Annotated in this window: 17 protein-coding genes; 3 read left to right on the forward strand and 14 right to left on the reverse strand. The window is 68.9% G+C overall.

Annotation, left to right across the window (positions count from 1 at the left end):
• Positions 1 to 9: 9 nt before the first annotated feature.
• Genes nuoK through AB0O76_RS10590 form a run of 11 tightly spaced genes read right to left on the reverse strand, consistent with a single transcriptional unit; the run spans position 10 to position 10,784 of the window.
• Positions 10 to 309, reverse strand: a complete 300-nt coding sequence (gene nuoK, locus AB0O76_RS10540; RefSeq protein ID WP_016640174.1) for an NADH-quinone oxidoreductase subunit NuoK — start codon at positions 307 to 309, stop codon at positions 10 to 12.
• Positions 306 to 1,121 (reverse strand): NADH-quinone oxidoreductase subunit J, encoded by an 816-nt coding sequence (locus AB0O76_RS10545; RefSeq protein ID WP_365487564.1) that lies wholly within the window; start codon positions 1,119 to 1,121, stop codon positions 306 to 308. Before AB0O76_RS10545 ends, nuoK begins: the two co-directional genes overlap by 4 nt.
• Entirely contained in the window at positions 1,118 to 1,780 is a 663-nt protein-coding gene (nuoI, locus tag AB0O76_RS10550) for an NADH-quinone oxidoreductase subunit NuoI (protein WP_365487567.1), read from the reverse strand. The genes AB0O76_RS10545 and nuoI overlap by 4 nt, the downstream gene beginning before the upstream one ends.
• Positions 1,773 to 3,131: an NADH-quinone oxidoreductase subunit NuoH gene (nuoH, locus tag AB0O76_RS10555; protein WP_365488073.1), complete on the reverse strand. Its 1,359-nt coding sequence runs from the start codon at positions 3,129 to 3,131 to the stop codon at positions 1,773 to 1,775. Before nuoH ends, nuoI begins: the two co-directional genes overlap by 8 nt.
• The gene (locus tag AB0O76_RS10560) at positions 3,131 to 5,665 is read right to left on the reverse strand and encodes an NADH-quinone oxidoreductase subunit G (protein WP_365487570.1); all 2,535 of its coding nucleotides are present in this window, start codon (positions 5,663 to 5,665) and stop codon (positions 3,131 to 3,133) included. Before AB0O76_RS10560 ends, nuoH begins: the two co-directional genes overlap by 1 nt.
• Entirely contained in the window at positions 5,662 to 7,023 is a 1,362-nt protein-coding gene (gene nuoF, locus AB0O76_RS10565; RefSeq protein ID WP_365487573.1) for an NADH-quinone oxidoreductase subunit NuoF, read from the reverse strand. The genes AB0O76_RS10560 and nuoF overlap by 4 nt, the downstream gene beginning before the upstream one ends.
• Entirely contained in the window at positions 7,023 to 7,796 is a 774-nt protein-coding gene (gene nuoE / locus AB0O76_RS10570; protein ID WP_365487576.1) for an NADH-quinone oxidoreductase subunit NuoE, read from the reverse strand. The genes nuoF and nuoE overlap by 1 nt, the downstream gene beginning before the upstream one ends.
• Complete coding sequence (locus AB0O76_RS10575; protein WP_365487579.1) at positions 7,793 to 9,115, reverse strand: NADH-quinone oxidoreductase subunit D; 1,323 nt, start codon at positions 9,113 to 9,115, stop codon at positions 7,793 to 7,795. Before AB0O76_RS10575 ends, nuoE begins: the two co-directional genes overlap by 4 nt.
• Positions 9,115 to 9,852: an NADH-quinone oxidoreductase subunit C gene (locus AB0O76_RS10580; protein WP_365487581.1), complete on the reverse strand. Its 738-nt coding sequence runs from the start codon at positions 9,850 to 9,852 to the stop codon at positions 9,115 to 9,117. The genes AB0O76_RS10575 and AB0O76_RS10580 overlap by 1 nt, the downstream gene beginning before the upstream one ends.
• Entirely contained in the window at positions 9,849 to 10,403 is a 555-nt protein-coding gene (locus tag AB0O76_RS10585; protein WP_365487584.1) for an NADH-quinone oxidoreductase subunit B family protein, read from the reverse strand. The genes AB0O76_RS10580 and AB0O76_RS10585 overlap by 4 nt, the downstream gene beginning before the upstream one ends.
• Positions 10,404 to 10,424: 21 nt before the next feature.
• Positions 10,425 to 10,784: an NADH-quinone oxidoreductase subunit A gene (locus AB0O76_RS10590; RefSeq protein WP_003992243.1), complete on the reverse strand. Its 360-nt coding sequence runs from the start codon at positions 10,782 to 10,784 to the stop codon at positions 10,425 to 10,427.
• Between the two features lie 852 nt (positions 10,785 to 11,636).
• On the opposite strand from AB0O76_RS10590, the gene AB0O76_RS10595 reads away from it, so the two are divergent.
• Positions 11,637 to 12,461, forward strand: a complete 825-nt coding sequence (locus tag AB0O76_RS10595; RefSeq protein WP_365487587.1) for a C40 family peptidase — start codon at positions 11,637 to 11,639, stop codon at positions 12,459 to 12,461.
• A 111-nt stretch (positions 12,462 to 12,572) separates the two neighbouring features.
• On the opposite strand, the gene AB0O76_RS10600 is transcribed toward AB0O76_RS10595, so the two are convergent.
• The gene (locus tag AB0O76_RS10600) at positions 12,573 to 12,899 is read right to left on the reverse strand and encodes a putative quinol monooxygenase (RefSeq protein WP_365487590.1); all 327 of its coding nucleotides are present in this window, start codon (positions 12,897 to 12,899) and stop codon (positions 12,573 to 12,575) included.
• A gap of 225 nt (positions 12,900 to 13,124) precedes the next feature.
• On the reverse strand, positions 13,125 to 14,414 hold the full coding sequence (locus AB0O76_RS10605) for a geranylgeranyl reductase family protein (protein WP_365487593.1): 1,290 nt from the start codon (positions 14,412 to 14,414) through the stop codon (positions 13,125 to 13,127).
• A 97-nt stretch (positions 14,415 to 14,511) separates the two neighbouring features.
• Here AB0O76_RS10605 and AB0O76_RS10610 point away from each other — a divergent pair, with 97 nt between their 5' ends.
• A complete protein-coding gene (locus AB0O76_RS10610; RefSeq protein WP_365487596.1) occupies positions 14,512 to 15,036 on the forward strand; it encodes a GNAT family N-acetyltransferase in 525 nt (174 codons plus the stop codon).
• A gap of 144 nt (positions 15,037 to 15,180) precedes the next feature.
• Complete coding sequence (locus AB0O76_RS10615) at positions 15,181 to 15,510, forward strand: PASTA domain-containing protein (protein ID WP_365487599.1); 330 nt, start codon at positions 15,181 to 15,183, stop codon at positions 15,508 to 15,510.
• Here the strand turns inward: AB0O76_RS10615 and AB0O76_RS10620 are convergent.
• Positions 15,500 to 18,214: a zinc ribbon domain-containing protein gene (locus AB0O76_RS10620; RefSeq protein WP_365487602.1), complete on the reverse strand. Its 2,715-nt coding sequence runs from the start codon at positions 18,212 to 18,214 to the stop codon at positions 15,500 to 15,502. The two genes, AB0O76_RS10615 and AB0O76_RS10620, sit on opposite strands and share 11 nt — an antisense overlap.
• Between the last annotated feature and the right edge of the window lie 135 nt (positions 18,215 to 18,349).

Consider the following 18,349-nt stretch of genomic DNA (forward strand, 5'->3'; position numbering starts at 1 on the left):
AGCGACCCCTTACAGCTTCATCAGGCTGGCGTCATCGACCGAGGCCGAGTGGCGGGAGCGGAACAGCGACACGATGATCGCGAGGCCCACCACGACCTCCGCGGCGGCGACGACCATCGTGAAGAAGGCGATGATCTGGCCGTCGAGGTTGCCGTGCAGCCGGGAGAAGGCGACGAAGGCGAGGTTGCACGCGTTGAGCATCAGCTCGATACACATGAACACCACGATCGCGTTCCGCCTGATCAGCACGCCGGTGGCGCCGATCGCGAACAACAGCGCCGCGAGATACAGGTAGTTGACCGGATTCACTTCGACGCCTCCTCGGCCTCGGGCGACCGCTCCAGACGCTCCGTGGAGCGCTGCTCAAGCGCCCGCAGATCGGCCAGCGCCTCGTCCGACACATCACGGATCTGGCCGCGCTCACGCAGCGTCTTGTTGACCGTGAGCTCCGACGGGGTGCCGTCCGGGAGCAGTCCCGCGATGTCCACGGCGTTGTGCCGTGCGTAGACACCGGGGGCGGGCAACGGCGGCAGGTGGCTGGAGCGCACGCGCGCCTCGGACATCTCGCGCTGCGTCTTGGCGCGCTCCGTGCGCTCGCGGTGGGTGAGCACCATCGCGCCGACCGTTGCGGTGATGAGCAGGGCGCCGGTGATCTCGAAGGCGAAGACGTACTTCGTGAAGATGATCTCGGCGAGACCCTCCACGTTGCCGCCCGCGTTTGCCTTCGAGAGGCCCGCGAACTCGTTCACCGAGGCGTTGCCGATCCCCGCGAAGAGCAGGATGGCGAAGCCGAAGCCGCAGAGACCCGCCAGCCAGCGCTGGCCCTTGATGGTCTCCTTCAGGGAGTCGGCGGCGGTGACGCCGACGAGCATGACCACGAAGAGGAAGAGCATCATGATCGCGCCGGTGTAGACGACGACCTGGACGATGCCCAGGAAGTACGCCCCGTTGGCGAGGTAGAAGACCGCCAGGACGATCATGGTCCCGGCCAGGCAGAGCGCGCTGTGCACGGCCTTCTTCATGAGGATCGTGCACAGGGCGCCGATCACGGCGACCGTGCCGAGCACCCAGAACTGGACGGCCTCACCGGTGGAGGTGGTGTAGGCGGCGAGCTGCGTCATCGCTTGATCACCTTCTCCGACGCGGGCTCGTCGTCGCCGAAGGTGGAGGCGGCTTCCTGGGGCGTCTCCCCCTTGGAGAGGGCCACTTGGGGAACCGTGCCGGGCGCCGCTTCCGTCACCAAGCCGCGGTAGTAGTCCTGCTCGTCCGTGCCCGGGAAGATCGAGTGCGGTGACTCGACCATGCCTTCCTCCAGGCCGGCGAGCAGCTGCTCCTTGGTGTAGATGAGGTTCGCGCGGGTGCTGTCCGCCAGCTCGAACTCGTTCGTCATCGTCAACGCGCGCGTGGGGCACGCCTCGATGCACAGGCCGCACAGGATGCAGCGGGCGTAGTTGATCTGGTAGACGCGGCCGTACCGCTCGCCCGGGGAGTAGCGCTCCTCCTCCGTGTTGTCCGCGCCCTCCACATAGATGGCGTCCGCGGGACAGGCCCAGGCGCAGAGCTCACAGCCGATGCACTTCTCCAGGCCGTCCGGATGGCGGTTGAGCTGATGCCTGCCGTGGAAGCGGGGAGCGGTGGTCTTCTCCTGCTCCGGGTACTGCTCGGTCAGCCGCTTCTTGAACATGGCCTTGAAGGTCACGCCGAAGCCCGCGACGGGGTTCTGGAACCCCTGCTTCGATTGGTTCGACTCGTGGGTCGAGCCCTCGTTCGGCTCAGCCATCGGACGCCTCCTTTCCATCACTTTGAGTATCCGGCCCACCACTGACAATCAACTCCCGCTCCTGGCGCGAGCGTCGGCGCGGCACGGGCGGCAGGCTCTGTCCGGGCAGCGGCGGGACCGGGAATCCACCGGCCATCGGGTCGAAGGCGACCGGCTTCTCCTCGACGGCCGCTTCCTTCTCGCGTTTGTCGCGGAAGATGTCGACGACGACGGAGAGCAACAGGAGCGCGATGACTCCGCCGCCCACATAGAGCGCGATCGAGGTGAAGTCGTACTCCTCGTTCCGCATCACCCGCACCGTGGCCACGAGCATCAGCCAGACGACCGAGACCGGGATCAGGACCTTCCAGCCGAGCTTCATCAGCTGGTCGTAGCGGACGCGTGGCAGCGTGCCACGCAGCCAGATGAAGAAGAACAGCAGCAGCTGGACCTTGATCACGAACCAGAGCATCGGCCACCAGCCGTGGTTCGCGCCCTCCCAGAAGGTGCTGACCGGATACGGGGCCCGCCAGCCGCCCAGGAAGAGCGTGACCGAGACCGCCGAGACGGTGACCATGTTGACGTACTCGGCGAGCATGAACAGCGCGAACTTGATGGAGGAATACTCGGTGTTGAAGCCACCGACGAGGTCGCCCTCGGACTCCGGCATGTCGAACGGCGCGCGGTTGGTCTCGCCGACCATCGTCACGATGTAGATCAGGAACGAGACGGGAAGCAGCAGGATGTACCAGCGGTCCGCCTGCGCCTCCACGATCGCCGAGGTCGACATCGACCCGGAGTAGAGGAAGACGGAGGCGAAGGCCGCACCCATCGCGATCTCGTACGAGATCATCTGCGCGCAGGAGCGCAGACCGCCGAGGAGCGGATAGGTGGATCCAGAACTCCAACCCGCGAGCACGATGCCGTAGATGCCGACCGAGGCGACCGCGAGGATGTACAGCATCGCGATCGGCAGGTCGGTGAGCTGCATCGTGGTGCGCTGGCCGAAGATCGAGACTTCGTTGCCCGCGGGCCCGAAGGGGATCACCGCGATCGCCATGAAGGCCGGGATCGCGGCGACGATCGGAGCAAGGATGTAGACCACCTTGTCCGCGCGCTTGACGATCACGTCTTCCTTGAGCATCAGCTTGATGCCGTCCGCGAGGGACTGCAGCATGCCCCAGGGGCCGTGCCGGTTGGGGCCGATGCGCAGCTGCATCCAGGCGACGACCTTGCGCTCCCACACGATGGAGAAGAGCACCGTCACCATCAGGAACGCGAAGCAGAAGACCGCCTTGATGGCGACGAGCCACCAGGGGTCACGGCCGAACATGGACAGGTCTTCCGCCGCAAGCGGCACCACGGTGTGCATCACGACGTCACCTCCGGGGCCTCAGTGGGCTCCGGCAGGACCGCCGGGCCGATGCGGACGAGATCGCCTGGGCGCGCTCCGGTGTCCGAAGCGACGCCTCCCCCGGTCGAGTTCAGCGGCAGCCACACCACACGGTCCGGCATCTCGGTGACCTGGAGCGGGAGTTCGGTCGCGCCCGCAGGACCGGTGACGGCGAGGGTGTCGCCGTCCTTGACGCCAGCCTCCGCCGCGGTGGCCGCCGAGAGCCGGGCGAGCGCCGCGTGCCGCGTCCCCGCGAGCGCTTCGTCGCCCTCCTGGAGGCGCCCCTGATCGAGCAGCAGCCGGTGCCCCGCGAGAACGGCCTCTCCGGAGGCGGGCCTCGGCGGCTGAGCACCCGTCTCCAGGGGCTCGGTGGCGTGCGGCCCGTCCCAGCCGCCGAGCCGGTCCAGCTCGCGCCGTGCGGTCGTCAGGTCCGGGAGGCCCAGGTGTACGTCACCGGCGTCGGCCAGCATGTGCAGCACCCGCGCGTCGCTCGGCGCGAGCGGGCGCGTCATCTGGTCGGGCTTGAGCGCGGCGGCGAAAAGACGCGCCCTGCCCTCCCAGTTGAGGAAGGTGCCCGGCTTCTCCGCGACCGCCGCCACGGGCAGTACGACATCGGCGTGCTCGGTGACCTCGCTCGGGCGCAGTTCGAGCGAGACCAGGAAGCCGATCTCCGCGAGGGCTTCACGCGCGCGCGGCGGGTCGGGAAGGTCGGCGACCTCCACACCCGCCACCAGGAGCGCCCGCAGTTCGCCGGTCGCTGCGGCCTCGACGATCTGGCCGGTGTCGCGGCCGTAGCGGTGCGGGAGTTCGGCGACGCCCCAGGCGGCCGCGACCTCTTCCCGTGCGCGCGGGTCGGTGGCCGGACGGCCGCCGGGCAGCAGCGAGGGCAGCGCGCCCGCCTCGATGGCACCGCGCTCCCCCGCCCTGCGCGGGATCCACACCAACTGGGCGCCGGTCGCGGACGCGGCCCGCACGGCGGCGGTGAGCCCGCCGCGCACACCGGCGGCGCGCTCGCCGACGACGATCACCGCACCCGAAGTGCGCAGCGCCTCGGCCGCCTTGGCACCGTCACCCTCCAGGCCGGCCCCGGCCGCGAGCGCGTCGAGCCACTCCGTCTCGGTGCCCGGAGCGGCCGGAAGCAGCGTGCCGCCCGCCTTCTCCAGACCGCGGGTCTGATGTGTCGCGAGGGAGAAGGTCCGCTGGCCGTGCTTGCGCCAGGCCTTGCGCAGACGCAGGAAGATCCCGGGCGCCTCCTCCTCGGACTCGAATCCGACGAGCAGGACGGCGGGCGCCTTCTCCAGTGCCGCGTACGTGACTCCGGTGCCGTCGAGGTCAAGGCCACGGCCCGCGACGCGCGCCGCGAGGAAGTCGGCCTCCTCGCTGCTGTGCACGCGCGCGCGGAAGTCGATGTCGTTCGTGTCGAGCGCCACGCGCGCGTACTTGCTGTACGCGTAGGCGTCCTCCACGGTGAGCCGGCCGCCGGCGAGGACACCGGCACGGCCGCGCGCATCGGCGAGACCGCGGGCCGCGATCTCCAGGGCCTCGGGCCAGCTGGCGGGCTCCAGAACGCCGTCCGAGTTGCGCACCAAGGGAGTGGTCAGCCGGTCCGGCTTCTGCGCGTAACGGAAGCCGAAGCGTCCCTTGTCGCAGATCCACTCCTCGTTGACCTCGGGGTCGTCCTGGGCGAGGCGCCGCATGACCTTGCCGCGACGGTGGTCGGTGCGGGTCGCGCAACCGCCCGAGCAGTGCTCGCACACGCTCGGCGACGACACCAGGTCGAAGGGCCGGGAGCGGAAGCGATACGCCGCCGAGGTCAGCGCGCCGACCGGGCAGATCTGGATGGTGTTCCCGGAGAAGTACGACTCGAAGGGGTCGCCCTCTCCCGTGCCGACCTGCTGGAGCGCACCGCGCTCGAGCAGCTCGATCATCGGGTCGCCCGCGATCTGGTTGGAGAACCGGGTGCAGCGCGCGCACAGCACGCACCGCTCGCGGTCAAGAAGCACCTGCGTGGAGATCGGCACCGGCTTCTCGAACGTCCGCTTCTTGCCCTCGAAGCGTGTGTCCGTGTCGCCGACCTGCATCGCCTGGTTCTGCAGGGGGCACTCGCCGCCCTTGTCGCAGACCGGGCAGTCCAGCGGGTGGTTGATGAGGAGCAGCTCCATCACACCGCGCTGGGCCTTCTCGGCGACCGGCGACGTCAGCTGGGACTTCACGACCATGCCGTCGGTGCAGGTGATGGTGCAGGAGGCCATCGGCTTGCGCTGGCCCTCCACCTCGACGATGCACTGGCGGCAGGCGCCCGCCGGGTCGAGCAGCGGATGGTCGCAGAACCGGGGGATCTCGATGCCGAGGAGCTCGGCGGCCCGGATGACCAACGTCCCCTTGGGGACGCTGATCTCGATGCCGTCGATCGTCAGCGAGACGAGATCTTCCGGCGGAACCGCCGCCTCACCGCCCCCGGAGGGAGCGCTTTGGCCCGCGGCGGAGCCGCTATTCGAATGCAGTACTGTCATGCGTTCACCTCCGAATTGTCGGCGGGCCGGCCGGCCCAGAGCGTCGACTTGGCCGGGTCGAAGGGGCAGCCCTTGCCGGTGATGTGCTGCTCGTACTCCTCGCGGAAGTACTTGAGCGAGGAGAAGATCGGCGAGGCCGCGCCGTCGCCGAGTGCGCAGAAGGACTTGCCGTTGATGTTGTCGGCGATGTCGTTCAGCTTGTCGAGGTCGGCCATGACGCCCTTGCCGGCCTCGATGTCGCGGAGCAACTGCACCAGCCAGTACGTACCTTCGCGGCAGGGCGTGCACTTGCCGCAGGACTCATGGGCGTAGAACTCGGTCCAGCGGGTGACGGCCCGCACGACGCAGGTCGTCTCGTCGAAGCACTGCAGCGCCTTGGTGCCGAGCATCGAACCGGCGGCGCCCACGCCCTCGTAATCCAGCGGGACGTCGAGGTGCTCGTCGGTGAACATCGGCGTCGAAGAGCCGCCCGGCGTCCAGAACTTGAGCCGGTGGCCCGCCCTCATCCCGCCGCTCATGTCGAGCAGCTGGCGCAGCGTGATGCCGAGCGGCGCCTCGTACTGACCGGGATTGGTGACATGCCCGCTGAGTGAATAGAGCGTGAAGCCCGGGGACTTCTCGCTGCCCATCGATTTGAACCAGTCTTTTCCGCGATTGAGGATCGCGGGAACCGACGCGATGGACTCGACGTTGTTGACAACAGTGGGGCATGCGTAGAGGCCCGCGACGGCAGGGAAAGGGGGACGCAGTCGCGGCTGGCCACGGCGGCCTTCGAGCGAGTCGAGCAGCGCGGTCTCCTCACCACAGATGTACGCGCCCGCGCCCGCGTGCACGGTGAGTTCCAGATCGAGTCCGCTGCCCAGGATGTTCTCGCCCAGGAATCCCGCCTCTTTCGCCTCACGCACGGCCTCGTGCAACCGTCGGAGCACGGGGACGACTTCACCACGCAGATAGATGAAGGCATGCGAAGAACGGATCGCGTAGCAGGCGATCACGATCCCCTCGATGAGGGAATGCGGGTTCGCGAAGAGGAGCGGGATGTCCTTGCAGGTCCCCGGCTCCGATTCGTCGGCGTTGACAACTAGATAGTGAGGCTTTCCATCGCCCTGCGGAATGAACTGCCATTTCATTCCGGTGGGGAATCCCGCCCCGCCCCGACCACGCAGGCCGGAGTCCTTCACGTACGCGATGAGGTCGTCCGGCGCCATCGCCAGGGCCTTGCGCAGGCCCTCGTACCCGTCATGCCGCCGGTAGGTCTCCAGCGTCCAGGACTTCTCCTCGTCCCAGAACGCCGAAAGGACCGGCGCGAGCACCTTCTCGGGGCTCGTCTCGTGGTCGATCTCGGCTGCCAAGGTCATCACTCCCCCTCCTCGGTGACCGCGTCCGACGTCGACTCGTCCCGCGGGTGGACCACCCGCGGCTGTGCCAACTCGCCCTTGGCGAGCCGCAGTCCGATCAGCGAGGCGGGCCCTGCGCCGCCGCTCGCCTCGACGGCGCCCGGGCGCTCATCGGGGAAGCCCGCCAGAATCCGGGCCGTCTCCTTGTACGTGCACAAGGGGGCGCCGCGGGTCGGCTCGACCTGCACTCCCGCGCGCAGGTCGTCGACGAGCCGCTTGGCGGTCTCGGGGGTCTGGTTGTCGAAGAACTCCCAGTTGACCATCACGACGGGAGCGAAGTCGCAGGCCGCGTTGCACTCGATGTGCTCCAGCGTGACCTTGCCGTCCTCTGTGGTCCCCTCGTTGCCGACACCCAGGTGCTCCTGGAGCGACTCGAAGATCGCGTCGCCGCCCATGACGGCGCACAGCGTGTTGGTGCAGACGCCGACCTGGTAGTCACCGGAGGGCCTGCGCCGGTACATCGTGTAGAAGGTCGCCACCGCGGTGACCTCGGCCGTGGTCAGGCCGAGCACGTCCGCACAGAACGCCATGCCGGTGCGCGTGACGTGGCCTTCCTCCGACTGCACCAGGTGCAGCAACGGAAGGAGCGCGGAGCGGGAGTCCGGGTAGCGGGCGATGACTTCCTCGGCGTCCGCTTCGAGCCGGGCCCGTACGTCGTCCGGGTAGTCGGGGGCGGGGAGTTGGGGCATGCCCAGGCTGACGCCCGCACCCTGCTGGGAAGGAGTGGTGGTCACCGGTCGACGCCTCCCATCACGGGGTCGATGGACGCGACGGCGACGATGACGTCGGCGACCTGGCCGCCCTCGCACATCGCCGCCATGGCCTGCAGGTTGGTGAAGGACGGGTCGCGGAAGTGGACCCGGTAGGGGCGGGTGCCGCCGTCGGAGACGACATGCACCCCGAGCTCGCCCTTGGGCGACTCGACGGCGGCGTATGTCTGCCCGGCCGGGACCCGGAAGCCCTCGGTCACCAGCTTGAAGTGGTGGATGAGGGCCTCCATGGAGGTGCCCATGATCTTCTTGATGTGGTCGAGCGAGTTGCCGAGACCGTCGGGACCGAGCGCCAGTTGGGCGGGCCAGGCGATCTTCTTGTCGGCGACCATGACCGGGCCCGGGGCGAGCCGGTCAAGACACTGCTCGATGATGCGCAGCGACTGGCGCATCTCCTCCAGGCGGATCAGGAAGCGCCCGTAGGAGTCACAGGTGTCGGCGGTCGGCACGTCGAACTCGTAGTTCTCGTAACCGCAGTAGGGCTGCGACTTGCGCAGGTCGTGCGGCAGGCCCGCGGAGCGGAGCACCGGGCCCGTGGCGCCGAGGGCCATGCAGCCCGCGAGGTCCAGATAGCCGACGTCCTGCATGCGGCCCTTGAAGATGGGGTTCCCGGTGGCGAGCTTGTCGTACTCGGGAAGGTTCTTCTTCATCTTCTTCAGGAACTCGCGGATCTGGTCCACCGCGCCGGGCGGCAGGTCCTGGGCGAGTCCGCCGGGCCGGATGTACGCGTGGTTCATCCGCAGGCCGGTGATCAACTCGAAGATGTCGAGAACGAGTTCACGATCACGGAAGCCGTAGATCATGATCGTCGTCGCGCCGAGCTCCATGCCGCCGGTGGCGATGGCGACCAGGTGCGAGGAGATGCGGTTGAGCTCCATCAGGAGCACCCGCAGGACCGTGGCGCGGTCCGGGATCTGGTCCTCGATGCCGAGGAGCTTCTCGACCCCGAGGCAGTACGCCGTCTCGTTGAAGAACGGCGTCAGATAGTCCATGCGCGTGACGAACGTCGTGCCCTGCGTCCACGTGCGGTACTCGAGGTTCTTCTCGATGCCCGTGTGCAGATAGCCGATGCCGCAGCGGGCCTCGGAGACGGTCTCGCCCTCGATCTCCAGGATCAGCCGCAGCACGCCGTGCGTGGAGGGGTGCTGGGGCCCCATGTTGACGATGATGCGCTCGTCGTCGGACCGGGCGGCGGACTGGACGACCTCGTCCCAGTCGCCGCCGGTGACTGTATATACAGTCCCCTCGGTCGTCTCCCGGGCGGAAGCGTGAGAAGTAGACATCAGCTGTACGACCTCCGCTGGTCCGGAGCCGGGATCTGGGCGCCCTTGTATTCGACGGGGATGCCGCCGAGGGGGTAGTCCTTGCGCTGCGGGAAGCCCTGCCAGTCGTCCGGCATCATGATCCGCGTGAGGGCCGGATGGCCGTCGAAGATCAGGCCGAAGAAGTCGTACGTCTCGCGCTCGTGCCAGTCGTTGGTCGGATAGACCGAGACCAGCGAGGGGACGTGCGGATCGGCGTCAGGGGCACTGACTTCGAGCCGGATCAGGCGGTTGTGGGTGATCGAGCGCAGGTGGTAGACGGCGTGCAGCTCGCGGCCCTTGTCCTCGAGGAAGTGCACCCCCGAGACGCCCGTACAGAGCTCGAAGCGCAGGGCCGGGTCGTCGCGCAGGGTCTGGGCGACCCGGAGCAGATGCTCGCGCGCGATGTGGAAGGTGAGCTCGCCGCGGTCGACGACCGTCCTCTCGATCGCGTTCTCCGGGACGAGGCCCTGCTCCTCCAGGGCTCCCTCCAGCTCGTCGGCGACCTCGTCGAACCAGCCGCCGTAGGGGCGCGTGGAGGCGCCCGGCAGGGTGATGGTCCGTACGAGTCCGCCGTAGCCGGACGTGTCGCCGCCGTTCTCGGCGCCGAACATGCCCTTGCGTACGCCGATGACCTCGCCGGCCGCGTCACGGGGAGCCGGGACGCCGTTCGCGTCACCGTTCCCGTTCGCGTTCCCGTGTCGGTGCTCGTCGCTCACCGCAGCAGCCCCTTCATCTCGATGGTGGGGAGCGCCTTGAGGGCCGCCTCCTCCGCCTCGCGGGCCGCTTCCTCCGCGTTGACCCCGAGCTTGGAGCCCTGGATCTTCTGGTGGAGCTTGAGGATGGAGTCCATCAACATCTCGGGCCGCGGCGGACAGCCGGGCAAATAGATGTCAACGGGGACGATATGGTCCACGCCCTGCACAATCGCGTAATTGTTGAACATCCCGCCTGATGACGCACAAACCCCCATGGAAATGACCCACTTGGGGTTCGGCATCTGGTCATAGACCTGCCGCAGGACGGGCGCCATCTTCTGGCTCACCCGCCCGGCCACGATCATCAGGTCCGCCTGGCGCGGCGAACCGCGGAAGACCTCCATGCCGAAGCGCGCCAGGTCGTAGCGCCCGGCCCCCGTCGTCATCATCTCGATGGCGCAGCACGCCAGGCCGAAGGTCGCGGGGAAGACGGATGACTTGCGCACCCAGCCCGCGGCTTGTTCGACGGTGGTCAGCAGAAAACCGCTCGGCAGTTTCTCTTCGAGTCCCATGCTCTTTGGCCCCTCAGACCCTTAGTCCCATTCCAGGCCGCCACGCCGCCATACGTACGCGTACGCGACGAAGACGGTGAGCACGAAGAGCAGCATCTCCACGAGCCCGAAAATCCCAAGGGCGTCGAAGGTGACGGCCCAGGGGTAAAGGAAGACGATCTCGATGTCGAAGACGATGAAGAGCATCGCCGTCAGGTAGTACTTGATGGGGAATCGCCCACCGCCGGCCGGAGTCGGCGTCGGCTCGATACCGCACTCATACGCCTCGAGCTTGGCGCGGTTGTACCGCTTTGGACCGATAAGCGTGGCCATGACCACGGAGAAGATCGCAAAGCCTGCCCCGAGGGCTCCCAGCACGAGGATGGGCGCATAGGCGTTCACGCTCCTCGCTCCTCTCAGTCGGCACTGACTGTTGGCGGTTGCGTTGGGCCGAGGCCCGCGAAGATCGCGTACATGTGAAGCAGGTCACAAGCCCAACTGCCTCGCATCTTATGCCCGCCGGTCTGTGATCTGCGACACGGGGTGCGACAACGGCTTTGTGATCTCCACCACCTGACGAAGGATCATGAAGTCGGATGAGCGGTGATCTTCATACGCGAAGCGCCTGAGTGATCACCAGAGGTGACATCTCAGCGAGTTACCCCTGGTCGAGAGGGTGTCGCCCTATCAAGGGATGGCGGCCGCAAGCAAATTGGCGCTGGACACATCAGCTTGATAGTGGCGCCCCGTTCACGCTTTGGCGGGCGAGGTGTGGACGGATGTGGACGTGTGCACCGATTCACGAGCGAGAGCGGCGCCATCTCACGCACGGAAGGAGCACGGAAGGAGCGCAGAGGGAACGCGGAAGGAGCGGTGACCCCCGTGCGGGGATTCGGTGCTCGGCACGCGGCGATTCCGTGCCGGGCAACACCCCCGAAATCCGCGGGAGATCTCAGGAAGGTCTCGGCGGGATCTCAGGGAGATCCCCTAGGGTCGCCGATGTGACCTGCGCCACAGCACCAATCGCGCTCAAGAAGCCGGGCTTGGCCAACCGCCTCAACGGGTGGTAGTCCATGGGCAATTCGGACGTATCACTGAAAGCCCATGATCACAGGCGTGATCACCGTTGTCTGGATTGCCCGTTACGGCGTCAATAAGAAGTGACACGCCCGGGATTCAGGGCCGCCGGGAGCAACTGTGGCGCAGCACACGTTTCTTGAAGGGAACCCTGACTCCCTGATAGCGGTTGTTCTCATGTCCCACACCGCTCACATACCCAGCCACCGGAAGCCCCGTCGCAGCGCCTCGAAGATGGCCCTGCGCGCCGGAGTTGCCGGTGGCGTCCTCAGCACCCTGGCAGTGGCCGCCGCCGCTGGCACGGCGAACGCCGCCGAGCCGGTGACCGAGACCATCGAAATGCCCACGCTCACCACGGATCTCTCCACGCAGATCGCGCAGTCCGCGGACGCCACGCAGCAGGCCGCCGACAGCTACGAGCTCCGCGCGGAGCAGGACGCGGCCGCCGTGAAGGCCGCGAAGCAGGCCAAGGAAGACCAGGCGCAGGCCGAGAAGAAGGCCGAGGCCAAGGCGAAGGCCGAGGCCGCCGCCAAGAAGAAGGCGGAAGAGGAGCGCGCGTCGCGCGCCGCCGAGCGCACCACGCTCAGCGCCACCGCAGGATCCGGCTCCGGCGCTTCCGCCGATGCCGATGTGGCCGCCCCGGCCAGCGGCAGCGTCGGCACGGTCATCAGCTTCCTCAAGGCCCAGCTCGGCGACGCGTACGTCATGGGTGCCTCCGGGCCCAACGCCTGGGACTGCTCCAGCCTCGTCCAGGCCGCGTTCAAGCAGGCGGGCGTGGACCTTCCGCGCGTCTCGCAGGACCAGTCGGTCTCCGGTACGCCGGTCGCGCTCTCCAACGTCCAGGTGGGCGACATCCTTTACTGGGGTGGCGCCGGTTCCGCGTACCACGTCGGTGTGTACATCGGTAACGGTCAGTACCTCGACGCCGCCAACCCCAGCAAGGGCGTTGTCATCCAGGATCTGTCGGGTTACCCGGCCGACGGCGCCGTGCGCGTCCTCTAAGGGCCCTCACAGCCGCACACAGCCACAGAGAAGGGCCGGGAACCCTCAGCGGGGTTCCCGGCCCTTCTGTGCGCTTCTGGTGAAGGCTCAGCCCTTCGGCCAGCCCTTCGGTCAGGCCTTCGGGGAGAGCTCGCCCATCTCGGACCAGCTGCTTCCCGGGATCTCGATGTGGATGATCTCCGGGGTCGCGGCGATCAGCTCGGACATCGTCTCCATGCCGGCCTTGAAGTGGTCGGAGTTGACGTGCGCGGCGCCCGCCTCCTGCGAGGCGAAGCCCTCAAGGAGGACGAACTGGTTGGGGTCGTCGACGCTGCGGGACCAGTCGTAGAAGAGGTTGCCCTCCTCCGCGCGGGTGGCCGCGGTGAACGCGGCGGTCCGCTCCAGCCAGCTGTCGCTGTACTCGGGGCGGACGGTGAACTTGACGGCAATAAAAATCATGCGTCCATTTTGCACCGTCTCGCCCGGAGCCCGCGCCGCTAGGGCCTGTCCGATGGGTCAGGCCGGTCTTCGCGCCGGGTGCCGATTCAGCAGGGCCGAGCGGGCCCTGGTGCGTGCAGCTGCAAGGCGGAGGAGGGCGACAACGCGGAGCGTTGGCAACCGACGACAACGCCGCAGATGCGCGTGCCAGGGCCCGCGACCCCGGCAGGACCCATCGGACAGGCCCTAGGCCTTCGGAGCCACCTTGCTCAGGCCGTTGATGATGCGGTCCATCGCGTCGCCGCCCGTCGGATCGGTGAGATTGGCCAGCATCTTCAGCGTGAACTTCATAAGAAGAGGGTGGGTGAGGCCCCGCTGGGTGGCGATCTTCATGACCTTCGGGTTGCCGATGAGCTTCACGAAGGCGCGGCCGAGCGAGTAGTAGCCGCCGTAGGTGTCCTTGAGGACCTTCGGGTAGCGGTGCAGCGCCAACTCCCGCTGGGCGGGCGTCGAGCGGGCGTGCGCCTGGACGATGACGTCCGCCGCGATCTGCCCGGACTCCATGGCGTACGCGATGCCCTCGCCGTTGAACGGGTTCACCATGCCGCCCGCGTCGCCGACCAGGAGCAGGCCCTTGGTGTAGTGCGGCTGGCGGTTGAAGGCCATCGGCAGGGCCGCGCCGCGGATCGGCATCGTCATGTTGTCCGGGGTGTAACCCCAGTCCTCCGGCATCGACGCACACCAGGCCTTCAACACCTCGCGCCAGTCGAGCTCCTTGAAGGCGGCCGAGGAGTCGAGGATGCCGAGCCCGACGTTCGACGTGCCGTCGCCCATGCCGAAGATCCAGCCGTAGCCGGGAAGCAGCCGGTCCTGGGCGCCGCGGCGGTCCCACAGCTCCAGCCAGGACTCCAGGTAGTCGTCGTCGTGGCGCGGCGAGGTGAAGTACGTACGGACGGCGACGCCCATCGGACGGTCGTCGCGGCGGTGCAGACCCATCGCGAGGGAGAGCCGGGTGGAGTTGCCGTCGGCGGCGACGACGAGCGGCGCGTGGAAGGTGACCGGGGTCTTCTCCTCGCCGAGCTTGGCGTGCACGCCGGTGATGCGGCCGGTGCGGTCGTCGACGATCGGGGCTCCGACGTTGCAGCGCTCGTGCAGGCGCGCGCCCGCCTTCTGGGCCTGCCGGGCGAGCTGCTCGTCGAAGTCGTCGCGCTTACGGACCAGGCCGTAGTTCGGATAGGAGGCGAGTTCCGGCCAATCGAGCTGGAGCCGAACGCCGCCGCCGATGATGCGGAGGCCCTTGTTCCGCAGCCAGCCCGCCTCTTCGGAGATGTCGATCCCCATGGACACGAGCTGCTTGGTCGCACGCGGCGTCAGACCGTCGCCGCAGACCTTTTCCCTAGGGAACGCGGTCTTTTCGAGCAGCAGTACGTCGAGTCCGGCCTTCGCCAGGTAGTACGCCGTCGTGGAGCCGGCGGGCCCGGCCCCGACGACGATCACATCTGCGGTGTGTTCGGTGAGGGGCTGGGGCTCGGTCACGGCGGGTTCTCCCCAAGGCTCGAAATCTGTGTGCCGGCGGGCACGGGATATGGGCAGTCTATGCAGCGGTACTGATCCACCAGCCGAAGGGCCACCCGTGACAAAGCAGGCACCGCCGCATCAGACCCTGCCCGCCGTACAGCTGCGCGTCCCCACCGACGAAGACGCCTTCGTCTGGCACCGGCTGTTCGACGACCCGGACGTCATGGAGTTCCACGGCGGTGTGTCGGCCGAGATCTCCGTGTACGAGGAGCTGACGGCCCGGCAACGCAGACACGACGCCGAACTGGGCTTCTGCTTCTGGACGTTGCTCGACGCGGGGGGCGAGCCGCTCGGCTTTGTCGGTGCGCAGCCGTGGCCGCACGACTGGGGCCCCAAGGGCAAGATCGAGATCGGCTGGCGGCTGGGGCGGGCCGCTTGGGGCAAGGGGTACGCAACGGCTGCGGCGCGGACGACCCTGGAGCGGGTTCGCGCCGCGGGGACAGCGGATGTGGTGGCTATGGTCGACGTCCGTAATGAGCGGTCGGTGGCGGTTACGCGGCGGCTGGGCATGCGGCTTGAGGAGACGTTCACGCTTCCGGGGGGCCAACGGCAGGGGCATCGCTTCGGTCTGGTTCTTTAGCTCGCTGAGTGCTTCGCTGGGGAGGCGACGGGGTGCCGTTCTCTGTCCGCGGCGCCGTCGTGGCTTGTCGTGCCCACGCGGCGGAGCCGCACATGTGACAGCCCCGCGCCCCTTCGGGGCGCGTGCCGCTGGGGGGTGACATCCGTGACGAACACGCCCAGTACTGCCGAAGTGCGCGTGCCGCGGCTGGTCGGGCTCATGGCCGTCGACGCGCGCGAGTCGGCCGCGCGGCACGGCGTGCTGCTCGTGGCGCCGGACCTCCCGGACTTCCGGCTCGCCGTCACCGACTACGTGGTGCGGCAGTACCCGCTCCCCGGCACGTGGATCCCGCGCAACGCCGTCGTCACCGTCTGGTTCGAACTCGGGCCCGGCGAGGGCGAGGGCGGCGCGGGGGTCCGTGAACCGCGCCGCCCCGCCCCGCCGGACGGCGGACTGCTCCGGGAGCTGGACGAGCCGGGCCGCGTCAGCCGTTGACCCGCCAGTGCTCCAGCGCGATCCGGTGGATCTTCTCGCCCTCGCCCGCGGGCCAGAAGTCCGCGCGCCAGGAGAGCTGGATGGCGTACTCGGTGCCGTTGTCGGCGACGTAACTCTGGTTCAGCGCATGGATCTCGCGGCCCGCCGTATCGGTGTAGGTGTACTCCCAGATGGCGCCGCCGCGCCCCTGGAAGGTGTTCGGCTCAAGGCGGATCCGCTCGTAGTCGGACTTCTCCGGGTCCTTCTTGGCGTCCTTCTCGATCGTCGTGAAGTTCTCGTACGAGGTGTACGTGGCGTTTGGCACTACGCCGACGAGGAACTCCTCGCGGCCTGTCGACCCGGCGTACACGATCTGCCCCGGCCGGTCCTCGCCCTGCCGGGTCCACCCCTCGGGCACGGCGAACTCGAAGCCGCTGACGTCGCTCACGAGCTCGGACCCCGCGGGCACCTGACCGCCGGCGCCCTCTTCGTCGTCCACGGCGTCGGGGGTCGCGGTCGGCTCGTCCGTGGGGGTGGAGGTGGGGGTGGCCGAGGGGGACGGCGACCCGTCGGGCTCCTCGGTGCGGCTGACGGCGGGCTTGTCGTCCTTGCCCGCATTGTCGGCCTTGTCGTCGCCGTTGCTCTGCCAGAGCAGAACACCGGCCGTGGCGCCGCCGCCGACGAGGAAGGCGGCGGCGAGGGTGCCGACCCAGAGGCCGGTGCGGCTGCGGGGCTTGGGGGGCCGCTGGCCGAGGTGGAAGGTGTGGGGGTCGTATGCGGGTGAGGCGGCTGCCGGTACGAGGGATGCGGCCGGGACAGGTGATGCGGCCGGCGTCTGCGCGGGGGTGGCTGCCGGGTCGTACGCGTTCGGGGGTGCGGTCGGCGGTGTGGCTGAGGGGGTGGCCAAAGGTGCGGATGGCGGTGTGGCTGGCGGTGTGGCTGGCGGTGTGGCTGGCGATGCGGCTGGCGGTGTGGCTGACGCAACTCCCGGTGCCGGAGCGCCAGTTCCCGCCGGCCCGGCAGCGGGACCAGCCGCAGGGACGGCGGGGCCAGCCGGAGGCCCGGCCGGGCCACCCGCAGGTCCGACGGGGCCACCCGCAGGGACGCCTGGACCAGCCGGAAGGACGGCCGCCGATCCGGCCGCACCCGCAGGCGCCCCCGGCATCGGCGGAACCGGCGCCGGGACAAGCCCCGTCCGCTGCCCCGCCATCTGCAGCAGATACGGCGCGACGAACGCCGCCGCGGACACCCAGAGCAGCCCGAACAGCAGCGCGTCCGGCACGCTCACGCCCGCATCGAAGCTGCCGTTGCCCGAGCCGCCCATGCCGCCGCCGAACTCCGACGACGCGTTCCCGGTCGCCTCCACACTGACTCCGCCGACCCCGGCGAGCAGCAGGACGAGCCCGAAGAAGACTCCGGCGGCGAGCAGTTGCTCACCCCGGTGCGCGGAGCGGCGCGCGGCGAGGACGCCGAGGGTCAGCGCGCAGACCAGACCGAGCGCCAACGCACCCACGACGGCCCAGGAGTTGGTGACATCGCCCAGCTCGGAGAGGCCGAACGACTCCCTCTCGTAGCCGCCGCCGAACCCCGAACTGCTGCTCTGCACCGACGCGTCGAGCGGCGCCCCCCAGCCGAGACCGAGGAGCGCGGCGCCGAGGTTCGGAAGCACGAGCAGGGCGATGACCAGCGGGGACACATCGGCGTCGTCGAGGTCCATGGCGCCGGCCAGGTCATCGATCTGGGTGAGGCTGATGAACGCGACGACCGAGCAGAGCACGAGCACGACGGCGAGCGCGCGCAACGCGGTGCCGGTGGCGCGGAACAGCGCCTGCCAGGCGGGGCGTTGGGCGAGCCACTGGCCCAAATCGTCACGGTGCAGCACACCGCAGGAGACGGCGAGCGCGAGGACCAGCGCGCCGAGGGTGGCGAGCACGGGCGACGAGGAGATCTCGACGCCCTCGATCTCGGGCTGCGCGAAGAGACCGAGCACGAGGATCCCGCCGGTCACCAACAGCGTGACGCGCAGGGCCGCTTCAAGACCCGCGGTGCCGCCTCCGTGTCCCCCGCCGCGTACGAGAACACGACTGCGCAGGATGCGTACGCCGATGAAGAGGGCCCCGATCCACAGCGCGGTCGCGGTCAGCGGAATCAGGTGCAGCGTGGCGCTGCCGTCGAACGCGACGTCCCCGGAACTCCCGCCGAAGATCGACTCCTGCCGCTCGCCGCCCGACACCTCGAAGCCGCCGCCGACCGCCTGGAGCAGCAGGGCGAGCGCGATCCGCATCCGAGTGCCGAACCCGACGACGACGTCCCCGTCGTCGCCCTGCCCGTAGGAGGGAACTGCCAGCGCCACGGCCGCGATCAGGACGAGACCTACGGGCCACAGCGCGGCTTGCGCGGCTCCGGCCCAGTCCCCGCGAAACGCCCGCCCGAGGAAGGCTCCTACCGGCGACGGCGGCGCGGGGACGTACGCGGGCGGGGGTGGGGGCGGTGGTGGGGGCGGTGGTGGTGAGAGGGGCGCGGCAGGGACCGCCGGTTCTGCTCCGGCAGCAGCCTCGTCGCCGCTGGGCTCAACCCCCGTGGGTACGCCCAACTCGGCCTCAGGCGGCACGTCGGGCCCCGCGTCCACAGACGTGTCCCGCACCCGCTCCCGCCCGCACTTCATGCAGAAGCGAGCCTCATCAGGAATGGATGACCCGCATTGGGGACATTGCGGCGACGCCATGGGAACGCTCCGTCATTGGGGAGATGACCAGAAGGACCGACTCGTGCCCACCGAGCTCGCAGCGCCCGAGGCGGTTCGGCAGAGTCGTATCAACGGACACATCTTGCCCCGTGGCCGGTTCCCGTCAACTCCCCT

Source organism: Streptomyces sp. NPDC086554, assembly GCF_040686095.1.
In the GTDB taxonomy this organism is placed as follows: Bacteria; Actinomycetota; Actinomycetes; order Streptomycetales; family Streptomycetaceae; genus Streptomyces.

Bases quoted from the DNA above. Each gene is read 5' to 3' on its own strand.
- AB0O76_RS10545 (WP_365487564.1), bottom strand. From the start codon at position 1,121: ATGACGCAGCTCGCCGCCTACACCACCTCCACCGGTGAGGCCGTCCAG.
- nuoI (WP_365487567.1), bottom strand. From the start codon at position 1,780: ATGGCTGAGCCGAACGAGGGCTCGACCCACGAGTCGAACCAATCGAAG.
- nuoH (WP_365488073.1), bottom strand. From the start codon at position 3,131: ATGCACACCGTGGTGCCGCTTGCGGCGGAAGACCTGTCCATGTTCGGC.
- AB0O76_RS10560 (WP_365487570.1), bottom strand. From the start codon at position 5,665: ATGACAGTACTGCATTCGAATAGCGGCTCCGCCGCGGGCCAAAGCGCT.
- nuoF (WP_365487573.1), bottom strand. From the start codon at position 7,023: ATGACCTTGGCAGCCGAGATCGACCACGAGACGAGCCCCGAGAAGGTG.
- AB0O76_RS10575 (WP_365487579.1), bottom strand. From the start codon at position 9,115: ATGTCTACTTCTCACGCTTCCGCCCGGGAGACGACCGAGGGGACTGTA.
- AB0O76_RS10585 (WP_365487584.1), bottom strand. From the start codon at position 10,403: ATGGGACTCGAAGAGAAACTGCCGAGCGGTTTTCTGCTGACCACCGTC.
- AB0O76_RS10595 (WP_365487587.1), top strand. From the start codon at position 11,637: ATGTCCCACACCGCTCACATACCCAGCCACCGGAAGCCCCGTCGCAGC.
- AB0O76_RS10600 (WP_365487590.1), bottom strand. From the start codon at position 12,899: ATGATTTTTATTGCCGTCAAGTTCACCGTCCGCCCCGAGTACAGCGAC.
- AB0O76_RS10620 (WP_365487602.1), bottom strand. From the start codon at position 18,214: ATGGCGTCGCCGCAATGTCCCCAATGCGGGTCATCCATTCCTGATGAG.